Below are 17834 nucleotides of genomic sequence, written 5' to 3'. Positions count from 1 at the left end.
CTGTAGGAGCGAGCCTGCTCGCGATGGTCGATAACGATAACGCGTGCTTTCTGGATACACGCGATGTTTTCGAGTCCATCGCGAGCAAGCTCGCTCCTACAGGGGGATTGTTTTGGGCCAACGAGCAGGCATAAAAAAGGGCCCCTTCAAAGGAGCCCCTGGGCCGCAGCCCGCCGTCCGGATGGGACGTGCGTGGTTAATTCAGTACAAAATCAGATTGTCGTGTCGGAGTGTTGTGCCCTGTAATTAGCCGACGGCGTGAAGTTCGTTGAGTCTGTGGATTCCCGCAGTGCCGGTCATACCGTCCCAGTTGTCGCCGCGTCCTTCTCGCCAGCCGTTGATCCAGGCTTGGCGTACCGACGGTAGAGTAAATGGGCAAAGCTCACGGGATTTGCCACCAACGCCATATTGATATCCGCGCAAAAATGCTCTTTCCAACGGATCACGCTTAAGTCTTCTCATAGGGTGTTGCCCTCACTTGTTGACTGTATGTATCGCGTCGACCTCTATTGAGGTCTGGCAGAAAAACTCTGCCGTTGGGGGCTCGTTGCCGGCGTGACGAGCCAAGGTGTTGGCGTCATTGCGGCGCCAACCTGAGTTGAGTTCTAACCAATGCGTCACATCGAGGGAATGATCGTTTTGTCATAAGGACGTAACCATTCATGTGTTAAGGCCATAAGTAACAGAGTGTTTGTAGCGTATTTATTAGCTAAACCCCGGTATGATCGGCTCTGCGCTGCATGATGGGCTTAATCCTTTAGTGAGAATGGCTCCCGTTGCCGGGAGGCACTATTCGACGAAGGGTCGACTTATGACATTTCATTGCATCAACTTTTTTATCTGTCCTTGCATCTAAGCTCATTTAACCCGAGCAGCAGGGGTGGAACGGCACACCTTCGTGCCACGCGGGCGCTCTTCGAGAAAAGCGCCTGATTGAAAACCGGACCGGCAATGCGTTGCCCGGTCGCTCAGCTAAAGGTTCTGGAATTCCCATGTCCGATCGTTTCGAACTCTTCCTCACTTGCCCAAAAGGCCTTGAAGGCCTGCTCATCGAGGAAGCCGTCGGGCTTGGCCTTGAGGAAGCGCGGGAGCACACCTCTGCCGTGCGCGGCATGGCCACCATGGAAACCGCTTATCGCCTGTGCCTGTGGTCACGCCTGGCCAACCGCGTGCTGCTGGTGCTCAAGCGTTTCCCGATGAAGGACGCCGAAGACCTGTACCACGGCGTACTGGACATCGAGTGGCAAGACCACATGCTCAACGACGGCACCCTGGCCGTCGAATTCAGCGGCCATGGCTCGGGTATCGACAACACCCACTTCGGCGCGCTGAAGGTCAAGGACGCCATCGTCGACAAACTGCGGACCCCGCAAGGCGACCGTCCGTCCATCGACAAGCTCAATCCGGACCTGCGCATTCACCTGCGCCTGGACCGTGGCGAAGCCATTCTGTCCCTCGACCTGTCCGGCCACAGCCTGCACCAGCGCGGCTATCGCCTGCAGCAAGGTGCGGCACCGCTGAAGGAAAACCTCGCGGCTGCCATCCTGATCCGTTCCGGCTGGCCACGTATCGCGGCCGAAGGCGGCGCGCTGGCCGACCCGATGTGCGGTGTCGGTACGTTCCTGGTGGAAGCGGCGATGATCGCCGCCGACATCGCGCCGAACCTGCGCCGCGAGCAGTGGGGTTTCACTGCCTGGCTCGGTCACGTTCCGGCGCTGTGGAAAAAACTCCACGAAGAAGCCAGCGAGCGCGCGGCGGCCGGCATGGCCAAGCCACCGTTGTGGATTCGCGGCTACGAAGCCGATCCGCGGCTGATTCAACCGGGTCGCAACAACGTCGAGCGGGCCGGCCTGAGCGAGTGGATCAAGATCTACCAGGGTGAAGTCGCGACCTTCGAGCCGCGCCCGGACCAGAACCAGAAAGGCCTGGTGATCTGCAACCCTCCGTACGGCGAGCGTCTGGGCGACGAGGCGAGCCTGCTCTACCTCTACCAGAACCTCGGCGAACGCCTGCGTCAGGCCTGCCTGAACTGGGAAGCGGCGGTGTTCACCGGCGCGCCGGACCTGGGCAAGCGCATGGGCATCCGCAGCCACAAGCAGTATTCGTTCTGGAACGGCGCCTTGCCGTGCAAGCTGCTGCTGATCAAGGTGCTGCCCGATCAGTTCGTCACCGGCGAGCGTCGTACGCCGGAACAGCGCCAGGTCGAGCGTGAGCAAGCCGCCTACGATCAGACGCCGAACGAACCGCAGGAACGCAAGTTCAACAAAAACGGCAACCCGATCAAACCGGTGCCGGCACCGGCTCCGGTGGTCGAGCAGCCGCGCCTGAGCGAAGGCGGGCAGATGTTCGCCAACCGCCTGCAAAAGAACCTCAAGGCCCTGGGCAAGTGGGTCAAGCGTGAAGGTATCGACTGCTACCGCGTGTACGATGCCGACATGCCGGAATATTCCATGGCCATCGACCTGTATCACGACTGGGTCCATGTTCAGGAGTACGCCGCGCCGAAATCCATCGATCCGGAAAAAGCCTCGGCCCGCATGTTCGATGCCCTGGCCGCCATCCCGCAGGCGTTGAACATCGACAAGAACCGCGTGGTGGTCAAGCGCCGCGAGCGTCAGAGCGGCACCAAGCAGTACGAGCGCCAGGCGGCGCAGGGCAAATTTGTCGAGGTCAATGAAGGCGGTGTGAAGTTGCTGGTGAACCTCACCGACTACCTCGACACCGGTCTGTTCCTCGACCATCGGCCGATGCGCATGCGTATCCAGAAAGAGGCGGCGGGCAAACGCTTCCTCAATCTGTTCTGCTACACCGCAACGGCCAGCGTGCATGCGGCCAAGGGCGGCGCGCGCAGCACCACCAGTGTCGATCTGTCGAAAACCTATCTGGACTGGGCGCGTCGCAACCTGTCGCTGAACGGTTTTTCCGACAAGAACCGCCTGGAGCAGGGCGATGTGATGGCGTGGCTCGAAGCCAGTCGTGACGAATACGACCTGATCTTCATCGACCCGCCGACGTTCTCCAACTCCAAGCGCATGGAAGGCGTGTTCGACGTGCAGCGCGACCAGGTGCAACTGATCGACCTGGCCATGGCGCGTCTGGCACCCGGTGGCGTCTTGTACTTCTCCAACAACTTCCGCAAGTTCGAACTGGAGGCCAATCTCGGCGAGCGTTATGCGGTCGAGGACATCACCGCCCAGACCCTCGATCCGGATTTTGCGCGCAACGCCAAGATCCATCGCGCCTGGAAAATCATGGCACGCTAAATAGCTGTGTAGGAGCGAGCTTGCTCGCGATGGACTCAAGAACACCGCGTGCTTTCAGAAAGCTCGCGTTATCGTTATCGACCATCGCGAGCAAGCTCGCTCCTACAGGGTGCTGGTCAAATTAGTGGCAAATAGCTATAACTCAACTCATGGCCAAAGGGCTTTCCCGCACCTGGCGTTTTGAGTTGCGTTTTATGTCGTTGCACGCCGTGCGCCCCAGGATCCTGGGTTTTATCAGCGAAGATGCCTCGGCCTGGCTGGTCGCGTTGCTGGTTTTGTTGATCGGCGGGGTGCTCACCGGGTTACTGGCGTGGTCGACACTGAATCTGTTTCACCATCAATTGCGGCAACGCTTTCAACTGCTGGCCAGTGAGCGTTACAGCCGTATCGAAGAACGTTTCGAAGATCAGGAGCAGCGCCTCGACGGCCTGCGCCGGTTTTTCGCCAATTCCGGTTCGGTGTCCCGAGCGGAATTCGACGGCTACACCCAACCTTTGCTGCTGCGAACCCAGGCGTATTCCTACGCTCAGCGGGTCACTCGTGACGAGCGGGCGGCGTTCGAGCGACGGGTGCGAGACGAGGGCCTGAACAGCTTCACCCTGAGAGAACTCAACGCCGCCGGCCAATTGCAACTGGCCGGCGAGCGCGATGAGTACGTGGCGGTGCTGTATAGCCAGACGCAAAGCAAACTCGGCGCTCCCCTCGGTTACGACTTGCTGGCCCAGCCGCTGCGGCGTGCCACGCTCGCTCGGGCCGATCAGCGTGGCGGCATGGCGGTGTCGCAACCGATGCATCTGGTGAGTATCGAACCGGCTTATGCGCGCGGCGTGCTGCTGGTCGCGCCGGTCATGCAGCGCACCGGACAGGACCGCACAGCCACGAAGCCCTACGGGTATGTGATGGCCGTGATCAGCATGCGCCAGTTGCTGGCGGACGGACTGCCGGAAGCGAGTCGCGACTATCTCTCGGTACGCATCCTCGATTTGTCGACCGACGACCGGCACGAAGTGCTGTTCGAGTCGCCCAACCCGCCAGCCGTCAGCGAGCTGTCGGCCACGCGCCTGTTGCGCATGGCCGACCATGACTATCAAGTCGATATACAGCCCAGCGATGCGTTCGTGCAGGCCAACCATTCCTCCGTGACCAGTCTGGTCGTGTTGGGCGGATTGCTCAGCCTGTTGCTCAGTGCCTTGCTCTATGTGCTGGTCAGTCAGCGGCAGCGGGCGTTGAGACTGGTCGAGCAGCGTACCCAGGAGCTGCGCGATCGGGAACGGGAGCTGCGTGGCACCCATGGTCAGTTGCGTGGCGTGCTCAATGCCGCCACCCAGGTTGCGATCATCGCCACCGACCTGCGCGGCGTCATCAGCACGTTCAACGCCGGTGCCGAGCAGATGCTCGGCTATAGCAGTGCCGAAGTGGTTGGCCATATGACCCTGGAGAACCTGCATCTGCCCCGGGAGCTGGCCGGTCGTTCGGCCGAGCTGAGCGCCCGCTATGGCAAGCCGGTGCCGACCTGCCAGGCGATGCTGGTCGAAGGCGACGTGGAGGGCGGCCACGAGGCGCGGGAGTGGACCCTGGTGCGCGGCGATGGCAGCCATCTGATGGTCAACATGCTCGCCACGCCGGTGCTCGACGAGCAAGGCCTGTGGGTCGGGCACCTGGCGGTGTGCATCGACATCACCGAACGCAAGCGGGTCCATGAAGCGCTCGCGGCGCGGGACCTGCTGTTGAAAAAACTCAGCGCCCACGTGCCCGGTGGCATCTACCAGTTCAAGATGGAATTCGACGGGCGCTTCAGCGTGATCTATGCCAGCGACGGCATTCGCGATATCTACGAGCTGGAACCCGACGTACTGCTGCTCAATGCCGAAGCGATCTTCACCCGGATCCACCCCCAGGACACTACCCGTGTCCGCGCCTCGATCCGTGCTTCGGCCGAAACCCTCAGCCCCTGGCGCGAGGAGTACCGCGTGCAACTGCCGCTACGGGGGGTGCGTTGGGTTCGCGGCGAAGCCACTCCGGAGGAGCTGCCCGGTGGCGGTGTGCTCTGGCACGGCTACATCTCGGACATTTCCGATATGAAACGGGTGGAAGAAGAATTGCGCGCGTTGTCGGTTACCGACTCGCTGACCGGCATCCATAACCGGCGTTATTTCCAGGAGCGCCTGACCACCGAAATGGCCCGGGTGGAGCGGGGCGGTGGGGATTTGTCGGTGATCATGCTCGACATCGACCATTTCAAGCGCATCAATGACCTGCATGGCCACGCCATCGGTGACCGGGTGTTGCAGGCCGTGTGCGAACGGATCGGCCACCGGCTGCGTCGCACCGATGTGTTCTGCCGCCTGGGCGGCGAGGAGTTCATGGTGCTGTGCCCGGATATCGGCGGCGAACATGCTTTTGTGCTGGCCCAGCAATTGTGGCACAGCCTGCGCAGTTCACCCATTGAAGGCGTCGGTACGGTCACCGCCAGTTTCGGGATTGCCAGTTGGCGCGCCGGGGAGGGCGCCGATGCCTTGCTGTTGCGCGCGGATTCGGGGGTTTATGCGGCGAAGCAGGCAGGGCGAGACCGGGTAGAAGAGGAGATGAATTAACCCGGGTTAACGCTGCCCCTGTAGGAGCGAGCTTGCTCGCGATGGTCGATAACGATAACGCGGACATACTGAATGTACGCGGCGCTCTCGAATCCATCGCGAGCAAGCTCGCTCCTACAGGGGGCAGAGCTTTGCCTTACAACACCGAAGCCGTCTGCGGCGCTTTCGGTTGGCGGTACAGGTCGAGCAGCACCTGATCGAGCACCGACGAGGCGCCGAAGGGGGCCTTGTCGTTGAGGATCGCCACCACCGCCCAGGTGTTGCCGTTGACGTCGCGACTGAAACCGGCTATCGCCCGTACGGTGTTCAGCGTGCCGGTCTTGACGTGGGCTTCACCGCGCATCGCCGTGGTCTTCAGGCGCTTGCGCATGGTGCCGTCGGTGCCGGCAATCGGCATCGAACTGATGTACTCGGCGGCATACGGGCTGTGCCACGCCGCTTCGAGCATCGAGGCCAATTCCCGGGCGCTGACGCGCTCGGAGCGGGACAGGCCGGAGCCGTTCTCCATCACCAGATGCGGCGCGGTGATGCCCTTTTTCGCCAGCCACTGACGCACGACACGCTGGGCAGCCTTGGCGTCATCACCATCGGCATCGGTGCGGAAACGTTGGCCCAGGCTCAGGAACAACTGCTGGGCCATGGTGTTGTTACTGTATTTGTTGATGTCGCGGATGATTTCCGCCAGGTCCGGCGAGAACGCCCGGGCCAGCACCTTGGCGTCTTTAGGGGTTGGCGCCAGCACATCCCTGCCCTGGATGCTGCCACCCAGTTCCTTCCAGATCGCGCGGACGGCGCCAGCGGTGTAGGTCGCGTGGTCGAGCAGCGACAGGTAGGTCTGCGAGCTGCAGCCTTCACCCAGTTGACCGCCGACGGTAACGGTCACGGTGCCATCGGCTTGCGCCGCCGGGTTGTAACGCACGCCACCGGTGCATTGCCTGGAGTTGAGGGCCTTGACCTGGTTGTCGATGCGGATGCTCGCAATCGGCGGCTCCACCGAGACCAGTACCTTGCCCGAGTCATTGCGCGCAACGAAGCGCAGCGCCTTGAGGTTGACCAGCAGCGAATCGGGTTTGACCAGGAACGGCTTGTTGTCATCGTTGCCGTCGTCATTGAACTCCGGCAGTTGCGGTTGCACGAAGAAGGTTTTATCCAGCACCAGGTCGCCGGTGACCTGGGTGACACCGTTGGCACGCAGGTCGCGCATCAGCAGCCAGAGTTTTTCCATGTTCAGCTTCGGATCGCCGCCACCCTTGAGGTAGAGGTTGCCGTTGAGGATGCCGCCACTGAGGGTGCCGTCGGTGTAGAACTCGGTTTTCCACTGGTGGTTCGGGCCGAGCATTTCCAGGGCTGCGTAGGTGGTGACCAGTTTCATGGTCGACGCCGGGTTGACCGACACGTCGGCGTTGAACACCGTCGGGGTGCCGGGGCCGGTGAGCGGGATCATCACCAGCGACAGGGCGTTGTCCTGCAACTTGCTGGCTTTCAGGGCTTTTTCAACGTTGGGCGACAGCGCAGTATTGACCGGAGCTGCAGAAACGGGGAGGGCCAGGGGGAGAAGAAAACCGGCCAACAGCAATGGACGCAAAGACTTGATCATCTGAAATAAAACCCTACAGCCGAGGGGAAAAAAGATGAGGGCATGAAGATAAATTCCCTCAATGGTCATGAAAGTGTCGGCATTATGCCCCAAGGTGCCACGACTTGTGCCGTGCGAGGGCTGTCCGATCGGCTATTTTTTTACCGACGGTAGGCGAGGTGGCCCAGAGAGTCAGGCAATCGGCGGCTTAAACTGCTAAAGTGCCGCCCGTTATTACTTAAGAGGATTGTTCCAATGGCGACTAACCGTTCCCAGCGTCTGCGCAAAAAACTGTGCGTCGATGAATTTCAAGAGCTGGGTTTCGAACTGAACCTGGATTTCAAAGAAGATTTGGCTGATGAAGCCATTGATGCTTTCCTCGACGCGTTCCTCAAAGAAGCCATGGAAGCCAACGGCCTGGGTTATGTTGGCGGCGACGACTACGGTCTGGTTTGCCTGCAGAAGCGTGGCTCGGTCAGCGCCGAACAGCGCGCTGCCGTTGAAGCCTGGCTCAAAGGCCGCACCGAGCTGACCAGCGTTGAAGTCAGCCCGCTGCTGGACGTCTGGTACCCGGAAAAGCCGATCAATCAGGCTTAAAAGCAGTTGCAAGCTTCAAGTTGCAAGCTTCAAGCTGCAAGCTGCACAGGCTTGCAGCTTGCAGCTTGCAGCTTAACGCTTGAAGCTGCTGTTCAAAATCAGCAGCGTCACCACCCCCGCGACAATCCCCCAGAACGCCGAACCGATGGAAAACAGCGTCAGCCCCGATGCCGTGACCATGAAGGTGATGAGCGCCGCTTCACGTTCCTTCACTTCGCTCATGGCGATGCTCAAACCGTTGATGATCGAGCCGAACAGCGCCAGTGCGGCAATCGACAGCACCAGTTCCTTGGGCAGCGCGGCAAACAATGCCGCGAGCGTCGCGCCGAACACGCCGGCGATCCCGTAGAAAATCCCGCACCAGACGGCGGCGGTGTAGCGTTTGTTGCGATCTTCATGGGCGTGCGGACCGGTGCAGATCGCCGCGCTGATCGCCGCCAGGTTGATCCCGTGAGAACCGAACGGTGCCAGCAGCAAACTGGCGATGCCGGTGGTGGTGATCAGCGGCGAGGCTGGCACGGTGTAGCCATCGGCACGCAATACGGCGATGCCGGGCATGTTTTGTGAAGTCATGGCGACGACAAACAGCGGAATGCCGATGCTGATGGTCGCAGCCAGGGAGAACTGCGGTGTGGTCCAGACCGGCGTGGCGACCTCCAGGTGAAAACCGCTGAAGTCCAGCAGCCCCATGAAGCCTGACAATGCCGTGCCGATCAGCAAGGCCGCCAGCACCGCATAGCGCGGCGACAGGCGCTTGACCAGCAGATAAGTGACGAACATCCCCAGTACCAAGGCCGTGCGGTGTTGCGCGGCGACGAAAATCTCGCTGCCGATCTTGAACAGGATCCCTGCCAGCAGGGCGGCGGCCAGGGACGCCGGAATCTTTTTCACCAGTCGTTCGAAGCTGCCGGTCAGCCCGCAAATCGTCACCAGCACCGCGCAGGTCATATAGGCGCCAATGGCTTCGCCGTAGCTCACGCCGCCCAGGCTGGTGATCAGCAGCGCGGCACCGGGGGTCGACCAGGCAATGGTGATCGGCGTGCGATAGCGCAGGGACAGGCCGATGGAGCACACCGCCATGCCGATGGAGATCGCCCAGATCCACGAAGAAATCTGCCCGCTGCTCAGGCCCGCCGCTTGCCCAGCCTGGAACATCAGCACCAGGGAACTGGTGTAGCCGGTCATCATGGCGATGAACCCGGCGACGATGGCCGAGGGCGAGGTGTCGGCCAGCGGGCGGATTTGCGTGTGGGTGGCGTCGTTCATGACGGTGGTGTTCCTTATACAAATGAAGATGTCCGCAGCAACACTGAACCTTGTGGGAGCGGGCTTGCTCGCGAAGGGGGCGTGTCAGTCGACATTGATATGGCAAACAGACCGCATTCGCGAGCAAGCCCGCTCCCACAGGGATCGTGCCAAAAAGGCGGATTCTGCGAACAAGCCTAAACTCAAAAGTAATCAGGTGTTGCGATACAGCCGAGGCAACATTCAGCCGTACAGTCGTGTTGCCACCATCCATTGTGTACAATCGCAGTGTTTTTTACGCGATACTTGCCAGCGACCCACTGTGCCGTATTACAGTCACGGTCAATTCGCCGCAGTTCTTCCGACTCGAGTGCCCATGAACGAACAGTTGCAACCCCTAAAGAAACAACCGCGAGCAGGCAAAGCCGGCCGCAGCGGTACCCAGGACGATATTGTCTACGCGCATATCTTCGAGGCCATCCTCGAGCAGCGTCTGGCGCCCGGCACCAAGTTGAGCGAAGAAGCGCTGGGGGAAATTTTCGGGGTCAGCCGCACCATCATTCGCCGCGCCCTGTCGCGCCTGGCCCATGAAGGCGTGGTGCTGTTGCGTCCGAATCGCGGCGCTGTGGTTGCCAGCCCGAGTGTCGAAGAGGCGCGCCAGGTGTTCATGGCCCGGCGTCTGGTCGAGCGCGCGATCACCGAGCTGGCGGTGCAGCACGCCACCGCCGAGCAGATCGCCGAATTGCGCCAGATGGTCAACGACGAACGCGACAGCTTCTCCCGTGGCGACCGGGGTGCCGGCATCCGCCTGTCGGGCGAATTCCACCTGAAACTGGCTGAAGCGGCGAAAAACGCCCCGCTGATCAGTTTCCAGCGCAGCCTGGTGTCCCAGACGTCGCTGATTATCGCCCAGTACGAAAGCGGCAACCGCTCCCACTGTTCCTACGACGAGCACACCCAGCTGATCGACGCCATCGAGAAGCGCGACGCTGAACTGGCGGTGAACCTGATGATGCATCACATGGATCACATCGACAGCAAGCTCAACCTCGACGAGGAAAGTGCTTCGGATGACCTGCATGCGGTGTTCTCGCATTTGCTGCAGACCAAGAAGCCGGGTCGATCGACCGCCAAGCTCTGATTATTGTAGGAGCGAGCTTGCTCGCGATGGTCGTGAACGATAACGCGGAAAACCTGACACCCCGTGGCGCTCTCTAATTCATCGCGAGCAAGCTCGCTCCTACAAAGGGCATAAAAATCCCCCGGAATCTGACGATTGCGGGGGATTTTTTTATGCCCGGAAAACCTTACCGCTGATGCACCAGATTGCCCGCCGCATACGTCTGCAGCACCGTCCGGTCATCCCCCAGCGTCATCAACACAAACAACGTCTCGGCGATGTTATTGGCCTGCTTCAGGCGATAGCCCAGCAGCGGCGTGGCGTTGTAGTCCAGTACCAGGAAGTCGGCGTCGGTGCCCGGTTGCAGGGTGCCGATCCTGTCTTCCAGACGCAGCGCACGGGCGCCGCCGAGGGTGGCCAGGTACAGCGACTTGAACGGGCTCAGGCGCGCACCTTGCAGCTGCATCACCTTGTACGCCTCGTTGAGCGTTTGCAGCAGCGAGAAACTGGTGCCGCCGCCGACATCGGTGCCGATGCCGACATTGAGCTTGTGCTTCTCGGCCATCGGCAGGTTGAACAGGCCGCTGCCGAGGAAGAAGTTCGAGGTCGGGCAGAACGAGATGGCCGAACCGGTTTCTGCCAGGCGCGCGCACTCGTCATCGCACAGGTGCACGCCGTGGGCGAACACCGAGCGCTCGCCGAGCAACTGGTAGTGGTCGTAGACGTCCAGGTAGCCTTTGCGCTCGGGGAACAGCGCCTTGACCCACTCGATTTCCTTGAGGTTTTCACTGATGTGGGTCTGCATGTACAGATCCGGGTATTCGGTCAGCAACTGGCCGGCCAGGGTCAACTGTTCCGGGGTGCTGGTCGGTGCGAAGCGTGGGGTGACGGCGTAGTGCAGGCGACCCTTGCCGTGCCAGCGTTCGATCAGTGCCTTGCTGTCGACGTAGCTGGACTCGGCGGTATCGGTCAGGTAGTCCGGGGCGTTGCGGTCCATCATCACCTTGCCGGCGATCATCCGCAGGTCGAGCTGTTGGGCCGCTTCGAAGAACGAGTTCACCGATTGCGGGTGCACGCTGCCGAACACCAGCGCGGTGGTGGTGCCGTTGCGCAGCAGTTCCTTGATGAAAATGTCCGCGACCTGGTCGGCGTGGGCCTTGTCGGCGAACTGGCTTTCGCACGGGAAGGTGTAGGTGTTGAGCCAGTCCAGCAATTGTTCGCCGTAGGCGCCGACCATGCCGGTTTGCGGCAGATGAATATGGGTGTCGATGAAGCCGGGGGTGATCAGTGCGTCCTGGTAGTGGGTGATCTCGATATCCGCCGGCAGGGTCGGCAGCAATTCGCTGGCGTGGCCCAGGGCGCTGATCTGGCCGTTATCCACAACCAGCAAGCCGTCTTCGAAATACTCGTAGGAGGCTTCGATACCGACTTCGGCTGGGTCGGCGATGCTGTGCAGGATGGCGGCGCGGTAAGCTTTGCGAGTCAGAGGCATGAGATTCTCAGTTCGAGGCTTTCAAGTTTGCGGTTTGGCTGCGGCGTGACGCGGGCAGCAGTTTGGCAATCGGTTCGGCGCTGGAGGTCTGCTGGCCGAAGTTCGCGTTATAGGTGGCGATGATTTCGCCGGCGATGGAGATGGCGATTTCCACAGGCAACTTGCCTTTGACTTCGCCGATGCCCATCGGGCAGCGCATGCGTTGCACGACGCTAGTGTCGAAACCGCGGTCGCGCAGGCGATGTTCGAACTTCACGCGTTTGGTTTTCGAGCCGATCAGGCCGAAGTAGGCGAAGTCGTTGCGCTTGAGGATCGCAGCGGTCAGTTCGAGGTCGAGCTGGTGGTTGTGGGTCATCACGATGCAATAGCTGCCGGCGGGCAGGTCATCGATTTCATCCACCGGTTCTTCGCTGACGATCTTGCGCACGCCGTGGGGGATCTGCTCGGGGAATTCCTCTTCCCGCGAATCGATCCAGCGTACCCGGCAAGGCAGACTGGCCAGCAGCGGCACCAGGGCGCGGCCGACGTGGCCGGCACCGAACACGGCGATCTGTGCCTGCACCTGGCCCATCGGTTCGAACAGCAGAACGGTGGCACCGCCGCAGCACTGGCCGAGGCTGGCGCCGAGGCTGAAACGCTCCAGATGGGTGTCCTGCTTGCCGCTGGCGAGCATCTCGCGGGCGATCTTCATGGCCTTGTATTCCAGGTGCCCGCCACCAATGGTGTCGAAGGCCTGGTTCGCGCTGATGACCATCTTCGAGCCAGCGTTGCGCGGCGTGGAGCCGAGCTCTTCGATGATGGTCACCAGCACGCAGGGCTCACCCCGGTTTTGCAGGTCGGCGAGGGCGTCGATCCAGTTGTACATGTTTCACCTCAACATCTCTGTTGTCTGTACCGGCCTCTTCGCGAGCAAGCCCGCTCCCACATTTGGAATGCATTTCAATGTGGGAGCGGGCTTGCTCGCGAAGGCCGCACCTCGGTCTTAGAGCGAAGCCAACTCGGTTTCAGCCTCGACAGCCTTCGCCGCCTTCAACTGGCGCATCTGCTCACAGCCCCACAACACCCGCTCCGGAGTCGCCGGTGCGTCGATTTTCGGTTGATGCCTGTAATCACCCAGGCTCGCCACGGCGTCCTTGATCGCACACCACGAAGCGATGCCGAGCATGAACGGCGGCTCGCCCACGGCCTTGGAATGGAACACCGTGTCTTCCGGGTTCTTGCGGTTTTCCACCAGCTTCACCCGCAGGTCCAGCGGCATGTCCGCCACGGCCGGGATCTTGTAGCTGGCCGGGCCGTTGGTCATCAGCTTGCCCTTGTTGTTCCACACCAGCTCTTCCATGGTCAGCCAACCCATGCCCTGGATGAACCCGCCCTCGACCTGACCGATGTCGATGGCCGGGTTCAACGAGGCGCCGACGTCGTGGAGGATGTCGGTGCGCAGCATCTTGTATTCGCCGGTCAGGGTATCGACCAGCACTTCGCAGCACGCCGCGCCAAAGGCGAAGTAGTAGAACGGCCGGCCACGGGCCTGGCTGCGGTCGTAGTAGATTTTCGGGGTCTTGTAGAACCCGGTGCTCGACAGCGAGACCTGGGCGAAGTACGCCTGCTGGATCAGTGCTTCGAAGGTCAGGATGTGATCGCGGACCCGCACGTGGCCGTTGTGAAACTCCACGTCTTCTTCGCTGACCTTGTACTGGCGCGCGGCGAATTCCACCAGACGCTGCTTGATGGTTTCGGCGGCGTTCTGCGCGGCCTTGCCGTTCAGGTCGGCACCGCTGGATGCGGCGGTCGGCGAGGTGTTCGGCACCTTGTCGGTGTTGGTCGCGGTGATCTGCACGCGGTCCATTTCCACCTGGAACACTTCGGCCACGACCTGCGCGACCTTGGTGTTCAGGCCCTGGCCCATTTCGGTGCCGCCGTGGTTGAGGTGGATGCTGCCGTCGGTGTAGACGTGCACCAGGGCGCCGGCCTGGTTGAGGAAGCTGGCGGTGAAGGAAATACCGAATTTCACCGGGGTCAGCGCCAGGCCTTTTTTCAGGATCGGGCTGTTGGCGTTGTAGCGACGGATCGCTTCGCGGCGCTCGGCGTACTGGCTGCTTTCTTCCAGTTCGGCGGTCATCTCCTCGAGCATGTTGTGCTCGACGGTCTGGTAGTAGTGGGTGACGTTACGCTCGGTCTTGCCGTAGTAGTTGGCCTTGCGCACAGCCAGCGGATCAAGGGCCAGATGGCGGGAGATGGCGTCCATCACTTCTTCGATGGCGACCATGCCTTGCGGGCCGCCGAAGCCACGATAAGCGGTGTTCGACGCGGTGTTGGTCTTGCAGCGGTGACCGTTGATGGTCGCATCGCCTAGATAGTACGAGTTGTCCGAGTGGAACATCGCGCGGTCGACGATCGACGCCGACAGGTCAGGCGAGCAACCGCAGTTGCCGGCCAGTTCCAGGTTGATGCCGTGCAGGCGGCCGGTGCTGTCGAAGCCGACGTCGTACTCGACATAGAAGGGGTGACGCTTGCCGGTCATCAGCATGTCTTCGACCCGCGGCAGACGCATCTTGGTCGGCTGGCCGGTGAGGTGGGCGATCACCGCGCACAGGCACGCGGGGCTCGCCGCCTGGGTTTCCTTGCCGCCGAAACCGCCGCCCATGCGGCGCATGTCGACGACGATCTTGTTCATCGACACGTCCAGTACTTCGGCCACCAGCTTCTGCACTTCGGTGGGGTTCTGCGTGGAGCAGTAGACGATCATGCCGCCGTCTTCGGTCGGCATCACCGAAGAGATCTGGGTTTCCAGGTAGAAGTGTTCCTGGCCGCCGATGTGCAGGGTGCCCTGGATGCGGTGCTCGGCAGTGGCCAGCGCCGTGGCCGAATCGCCGCGCTTGTGGGTGTGGCTGTCGAGTACGAAGTGGCGCTTGCGCAGGGCTTCGACCACGTCCAGCACAGGTTCCAGATCTTCATATTCGATGATCGCGGCCATGGCCGCCTTGCGCGCGGTTTCCAGGTCTTTCGCGGCAACGGCGACTACCGGTTGACCGACGAACTGCACGGTGTCGATCGCCAGCAGCGGATCGCCCGGCAGCAACGGACCGATGTCCTTCAGGCCCGGCACGTCTTCGTGGGTGATGGCGATGCGCACGCCTTCGAAGGCGTAGCAGGGCGAGGTGTCGATGCTGATGATACGGGCGTGGGCACGGTCCGACATACGCGCATAAACGTGCAACTGGTTGGGGAATTCCAGGCGATCGTCGATGTACTGCGCTTCACCGGCCACATGCTTGGCGGCGCTGTCGTGCTTGACGGCGCGGCCGACACCGGTGGTCAGGTCCTTGGCGAACAGTTCAGCCAATTCGGCTTGGGTCTTCTCTACGGCGTGATGATTAGACATAAGCGGTCACCCGAGTCTCGATGTGCGGTGTTTGCAGTTCGATGAAGTATTTGCGCAGCAGGTTCTGCGCGCTGAGCAGGCGATATTCCTTGCTGGCGCGGAAGTCCGAGAGCGGCGTGAAGTCTTCGCCCAGGGCCGCGCAGGCGCGTTCAACGGTGGCGTTATTGAATGGCGAGCCGAGCAACGCGGCTTCGCAGGCGGCAGCGCGTTTCGGGATCGCGGCCATGCCGCCAAAGGCGACGCGGGCTTCAGCGACCACGCCGTTTTCCAGGCGAATGTTGAAGGCCGCACAAACTGCCGAGATGTCATCGTCCAGGCGCTTGGAAACCTTGTAGGCGCGGAACAGTTTTTCGACGCTGGCGCGCGGCACGATGATCTTTTCGATGAACTCGCTTTCCTGGCGTGCCGTGACGCGGTAATCGATGAAGTAATCTTCCAGCGCCAGGGTGCGGCGGGTTTCGCCTTTGCACAGCACGATTTGCGCGCCGAGGGCGATCAGCAGGGGCGGCGAGTCACCAATCGGCGAGGCGTTGCCGATGTTGCCGCCCAGGGTGCCCTGGTTGCGGATCTGCAGGGACGCAAAGCGGTGCAGCAATTCACCGAAGTCCGGGTATTCGGCGTTCAGGGCTTCGTAGCAATCGGAAAGGGCGGTGGCGGCGCCGATTTCCAGGCGATCGTCAAAGCGCTCGATGCGTTTCATCTCGGCGACGTTGCCGACGTAGATCATCACCGGCAGTGTGCGGTGGAACTGCGTGACTTCCAGCGCCAGGTCGGTGCCGCCAGCCAGCAGGCGGGCCTGTGGATAAGCGTCGTAGAGGTCGGCCAGGTCGGCCACGGTCAGCGGCACCAGGCAGCGTTTGTCGCCGCTGTTGAGTTCGCCGATATCGGTTGGGGCAATGGCTTTGAGGCGCGCGATGGTGTCGGCCTCGCGGGCGTCGAACTGGTCCGGCTGCTTGCCGCAGCAGGACTGCTCGGCGGCTTCCAGGATCGGCCGGTAACCGGTGCAGCGGCAAAGATTGCCGGCCAGTGCTTCGTGGGCCTTGGCATGATCCGGTGCATCGCTGTTCTTTTGCAGGGCAAACAGCGACATCACGAAGCCGGGGGTGCAGAAGCCGCATTGCGAGCCGTGGCACTCGACCATGGCTTTCTGCACGCTGTGCAGTTCACCTTTGTGCTTGAGGTCTTCAACGCTGATCAGTTGTTTGCCGTGCAGGGACGATACGAATGTCAGGCATGAGTTGAGGCTGCGATAGCGAATGTGTTCGCGGCCTTCGTCATCGGTCTGCAATTCGCCGACGACCACGGTGCAGGCGCCGCAGTCACCGCTGGCGCAGCCTTCTTTGGTGCCGGGTTTGCCCACATGGTCGCGCAGATAATTGAGCACGGTCAGGTTCGGGTCCAGGGCGTGCTCGCTACGGAGTTCCTGGTTTAGTAAAAACTGGATCACGGAAGGCCTCGCAGACTCATTATTGTTGTTAACCGATAGGAACCGAATTTAGCAGGTCTGACTTTTCGGTCAATGATTTTCTGACTTAAAGGTCAGGAAATTGCATTTTGTCGATCAACCCCTTGTTCCTTAATTATTGTCGTTGGTTCGATAGCCTGCTTTTTTGCTTGAATCGTGCCAAAAACCTCCGGGCGGGCACTCTAATGCTGTTCAGTTAAGCGAATGTGGTCCTCTGTAGGAGCGAGCTTGCTCGCGATGGTCGTTAACGATAACGCGTATTTACTGGCTAAACGCGGCGCGCTTGAGTCCATCGTCGGAACGCCGCCCGGAGCAAGCTCGCTCCCACAAAGAATCACTTCGCTTAAGTGAACAACATTACGGGCGGGCACTCCGCCCTGACGCAGCAATTGCGCTACACTGCGCCGCTTGTACAGATCAAAGAGTTTGAAGGACAACCATGACGTTCAAGGCGCCGGACAGCCTCGCCGAGCAAATCGCTCACCACCTCGCCGAACGCATCATTCGCGGCGAAATGAAGCCCGGGGAGCGCATCCAGGAACAGAAGGTCACGCTGGCCCTCAATGTCAGCCGCGGTTCGGTCCGCGAGGCCTTGCTGATCCTCGAGCGTCGCCACCTGATCGCGATCCTGCCGCGACGTGGCGCCCACGTCACCGAGCTCACGCCGCACAAGGTGCAGAGCCTGTGCACGCTGATGAGCGAGATGTACATCCTGCTGGCCAACGCCGTGGCCAGCGGCTGGAAAGTCCAGGCCGACCTGGCGCCGTTCGTGCAGATCCAGCAGCGCCTGACCGCCAGCTACGAGCGCCAGGACATCCACACCTTCGTCGACGACAGTTTCAGCGTGATGCGCGCCACGTACGGGTTTGCCAACAACCCGTACCTGCAGGAAACCGTCGAGAATCTGCAGCCGGCCATGAGCCGTGCCTATTTCCTTGCCCTGGACCAGCGCAAGGCGTCGATGAGCGAATACCTGGAACTGTTCGAACGCCTGCTCGCGGCCGTGATCGCCCGTGACTTTGCGCAGATCCGCACCGTGCTGACCGCCTATGGCCAGCGCAGTTGCGATCTGGTGATCTCCGCCCTGACGGACGCCTGAG

12 protein-coding genes are annotated in these 17834 nt (G+C 61.3%); 5 read left to right on the top strand and 7 right to left on the bottom strand.

Features of this window, described 5'->3' with window-relative positions:
- Positions 1–246 precede the first annotated feature (246 nt).
- Complete coding sequence (gene rmf, locus AC3WN7_RS00265; protein WP_003223300.1) at positions 247–462, bottom strand: ribosome modulation factor; 216 nt, start codon at positions 460–462, stop codon at positions 247–249.
- Between the two features lie 530 nt (positions 463–992).
- Here rmf and rlmKL point away from each other — a divergent pair.
- Positions 993–3263, top strand: coding sequence for a bifunctional 23S rRNA (guanine(2069)-N(7))-methyltransferase RlmK/23S rRNA (guanine(2445)-N(2))-methyltransferase RlmL (gene rlmKL, locus AC3WN7_RS00260; RefSeq protein ID WP_095965375.1), 2271 nt, complete (start codon positions 993–995; stop codon positions 3261–3263).
- A 194-nt stretch (positions 3264–3457) separates the two neighbouring features.
- Positions 3458–5857, top strand: coding sequence for a sensor domain-containing diguanylate cyclase (locus tag AC3WN7_RS00255; RefSeq protein WP_102673254.1), 2400 nt, complete (start codon positions 3458–3460; stop codon positions 5855–5857).
- Positions 5858–5993: 136 nt separating this feature from the next.
- On the opposite strand, the gene dacB is transcribed toward AC3WN7_RS00255, so the two are convergent.
- Entirely contained in the window at positions 5994–7454 is a 1461-nt protein-coding gene (dacB, locus tag AC3WN7_RS00250) for a D-alanyl-D-alanine carboxypeptidase/D-alanyl-D-alanine endopeptidase (RefSeq protein ID WP_102673253.1), read from the bottom strand.
- A gap of 234 nt (positions 7455–7688) precedes the next feature.
- On the opposite strand from dacB, the gene AC3WN7_RS00245 reads away from it, so the two are divergent.
- Positions 7689–8030 (top strand): YggL family protein, encoded by a 342-nt coding sequence (locus AC3WN7_RS00245; RefSeq protein WP_046042876.1) that lies wholly within the window; start codon positions 7689–7691, stop codon positions 8028–8030.
- 72 nt (positions 8031–8102) lie between these two features.
- Here AC3WN7_RS00245 and AC3WN7_RS00240 read toward each other — a convergent pair whose 3' ends face one another.
- Positions 8103–9296 carry a benzoate/H(+) symporter BenE family transporter gene (locus AC3WN7_RS00240; protein WP_102673252.1) on the bottom strand — a complete coding sequence of 398 codons (1194 nt, stop codon included), beginning with the start codon at positions 9294–9296 and terminating at the stop codon, positions 8103–8105.
- Positions 9297–9651: 355 nt separating this feature from the next.
- Between AC3WN7_RS00240 and AC3WN7_RS00235 the strand changes: the two genes are divergently transcribed.
- On the top strand, positions 9652–10416 hold the full coding sequence (locus AC3WN7_RS00235) for a GntR family transcriptional regulator (RefSeq protein ID WP_008050187.1): 765 nt from the start codon (positions 9652–9654) through the stop codon (positions 10414–10416).
- A 166-nt stretch (positions 10417–10582) separates the two neighbouring features.
- On the opposite strand, the gene guaD is transcribed toward AC3WN7_RS00235, so the two are convergent.
- The 4 genes from guaD to xdhA form a co-directional block, all read right to left on the bottom strand.
- On the bottom strand, positions 10583–11887 hold the full coding sequence (gene guaD, locus AC3WN7_RS00230) for a guanine deaminase (protein ID WP_102673251.1): 1305 nt from the start codon (positions 11885–11887) through the stop codon (positions 10583–10585).
- A 7-nt stretch (positions 11888–11894) separates the two neighbouring features.
- The gene (gene xdhC / locus AC3WN7_RS00225) at positions 11895–12752 is read right to left on the bottom strand and encodes a xanthine dehydrogenase accessory protein XdhC (protein ID WP_095965184.1); all 858 of its coding nucleotides are present in this window, start codon (positions 12750–12752) and stop codon (positions 11895–11897) included.
- Between the two features lie 117 nt (positions 12753–12869).
- Positions 12870–15269 (bottom strand): xanthine dehydrogenase molybdopterin binding subunit, encoded by a 2400-nt coding sequence (gene xdhB / locus AC3WN7_RS00220; protein ID WP_015096022.1) that lies wholly within the window; start codon positions 15267–15269, stop codon positions 12870–12872.
- Positions 15262–16716 (bottom strand): xanthine dehydrogenase small subunit, encoded by a 1455-nt coding sequence (gene xdhA, locus AC3WN7_RS00215; protein ID WP_095965186.1) that lies wholly within the window; start codon positions 16714–16716, stop codon positions 15262–15264. The genes xdhB and xdhA overlap by 8 nt, the downstream gene beginning before the upstream one ends.
- A 457-nt stretch (positions 16717–17173) precedes the next feature.
- Here xdhA and AC3WN7_RS00210 point away from each other — a divergent pair, with 457 nt between their 5' ends.
- Positions 17174–17833, top strand: coding sequence for a GntR family transcriptional regulator (locus AC3WN7_RS00210; RefSeq protein ID WP_095965188.1), 660 nt, complete (start codon positions 17174–17176; stop codon positions 17831–17833).
- Position 17834: the final 1 nt, after the last annotated feature.

The organism is Pseudomonas sp. FW305-70, from assembly GCF_058783925.1.
Note: the sequence above shows the minus strand (reverse complement) of the source record. Positions and strands in the feature narration are given on the sequence as shown.

Excerpts from the sequence above, each read along its gene's own strand:
- rmf (WP_003223300.1), bottom strand. The coding sequence starts at position 462 with ATGAGAAGACTTAAGCGTGATCCGTTGGAAAGAGCATTTTTGCGCGGA.
- rlmKL (WP_095965375.1), top strand. The coding sequence starts at position 993 with ATGTCCGATCGTTTCGAACTCTTCCTCACTTGCCCAAAAGGCCTTGAA.
- AC3WN7_RS00255 (WP_102673254.1), top strand. The coding sequence starts at position 3,458 with ATGTCGTTGCACGCCGTGCGCCCCAGGATCCTGGGTTTTATCAGCGAA.
- dacB (WP_102673253.1), bottom strand. The coding sequence starts at position 7,454 with ATGATCAAGTCTTTGCGTCCATTGCTGTTGGCCGGTTTTCTTCTCCCC.
- AC3WN7_RS00245 (WP_046042876.1), top strand. The coding sequence starts at position 7,689 with ATGGCGACTAACCGTTCCCAGCGTCTGCGCAAAAAACTGTGCGTCGAT.
- AC3WN7_RS00240 (WP_102673252.1), bottom strand. The coding sequence starts at position 9,296 with ATGAACGACGCCACCCACACGCAAATCCGCCCGCTGGCCGACACCTCG.
- AC3WN7_RS00235 (WP_008050187.1), top strand. The coding sequence starts at position 9,652 with ATGAACGAACAGTTGCAACCCCTAAAGAAACAACCGCGAGCAGGCAAA.
- guaD (WP_102673251.1), bottom strand. The coding sequence starts at position 11,887 with ATGCCTCTGACTCGCAAAGCTTACCGCGCCGCCATCCTGCACAGCATC.
- xdhC (WP_095965184.1), bottom strand. The coding sequence starts at position 12,752 with ATGTACAACTGGATCGACGCCCTCGCCGACCTGCAAAACCGGGGTGAG.
- xdhB (WP_015096022.1), bottom strand. The coding sequence starts at position 15,269 with ATGTCTAATCATCACGCCGTAGAGAAGACCCAAGCCGAATTGGCTGAA.
- AC3WN7_RS00210 (WP_095965188.1), top strand. The coding sequence starts at position 17,174 with ATGACGTTCAAGGCGCCGGACAGCCTCGCCGAGCAAATCGCTCACCAC.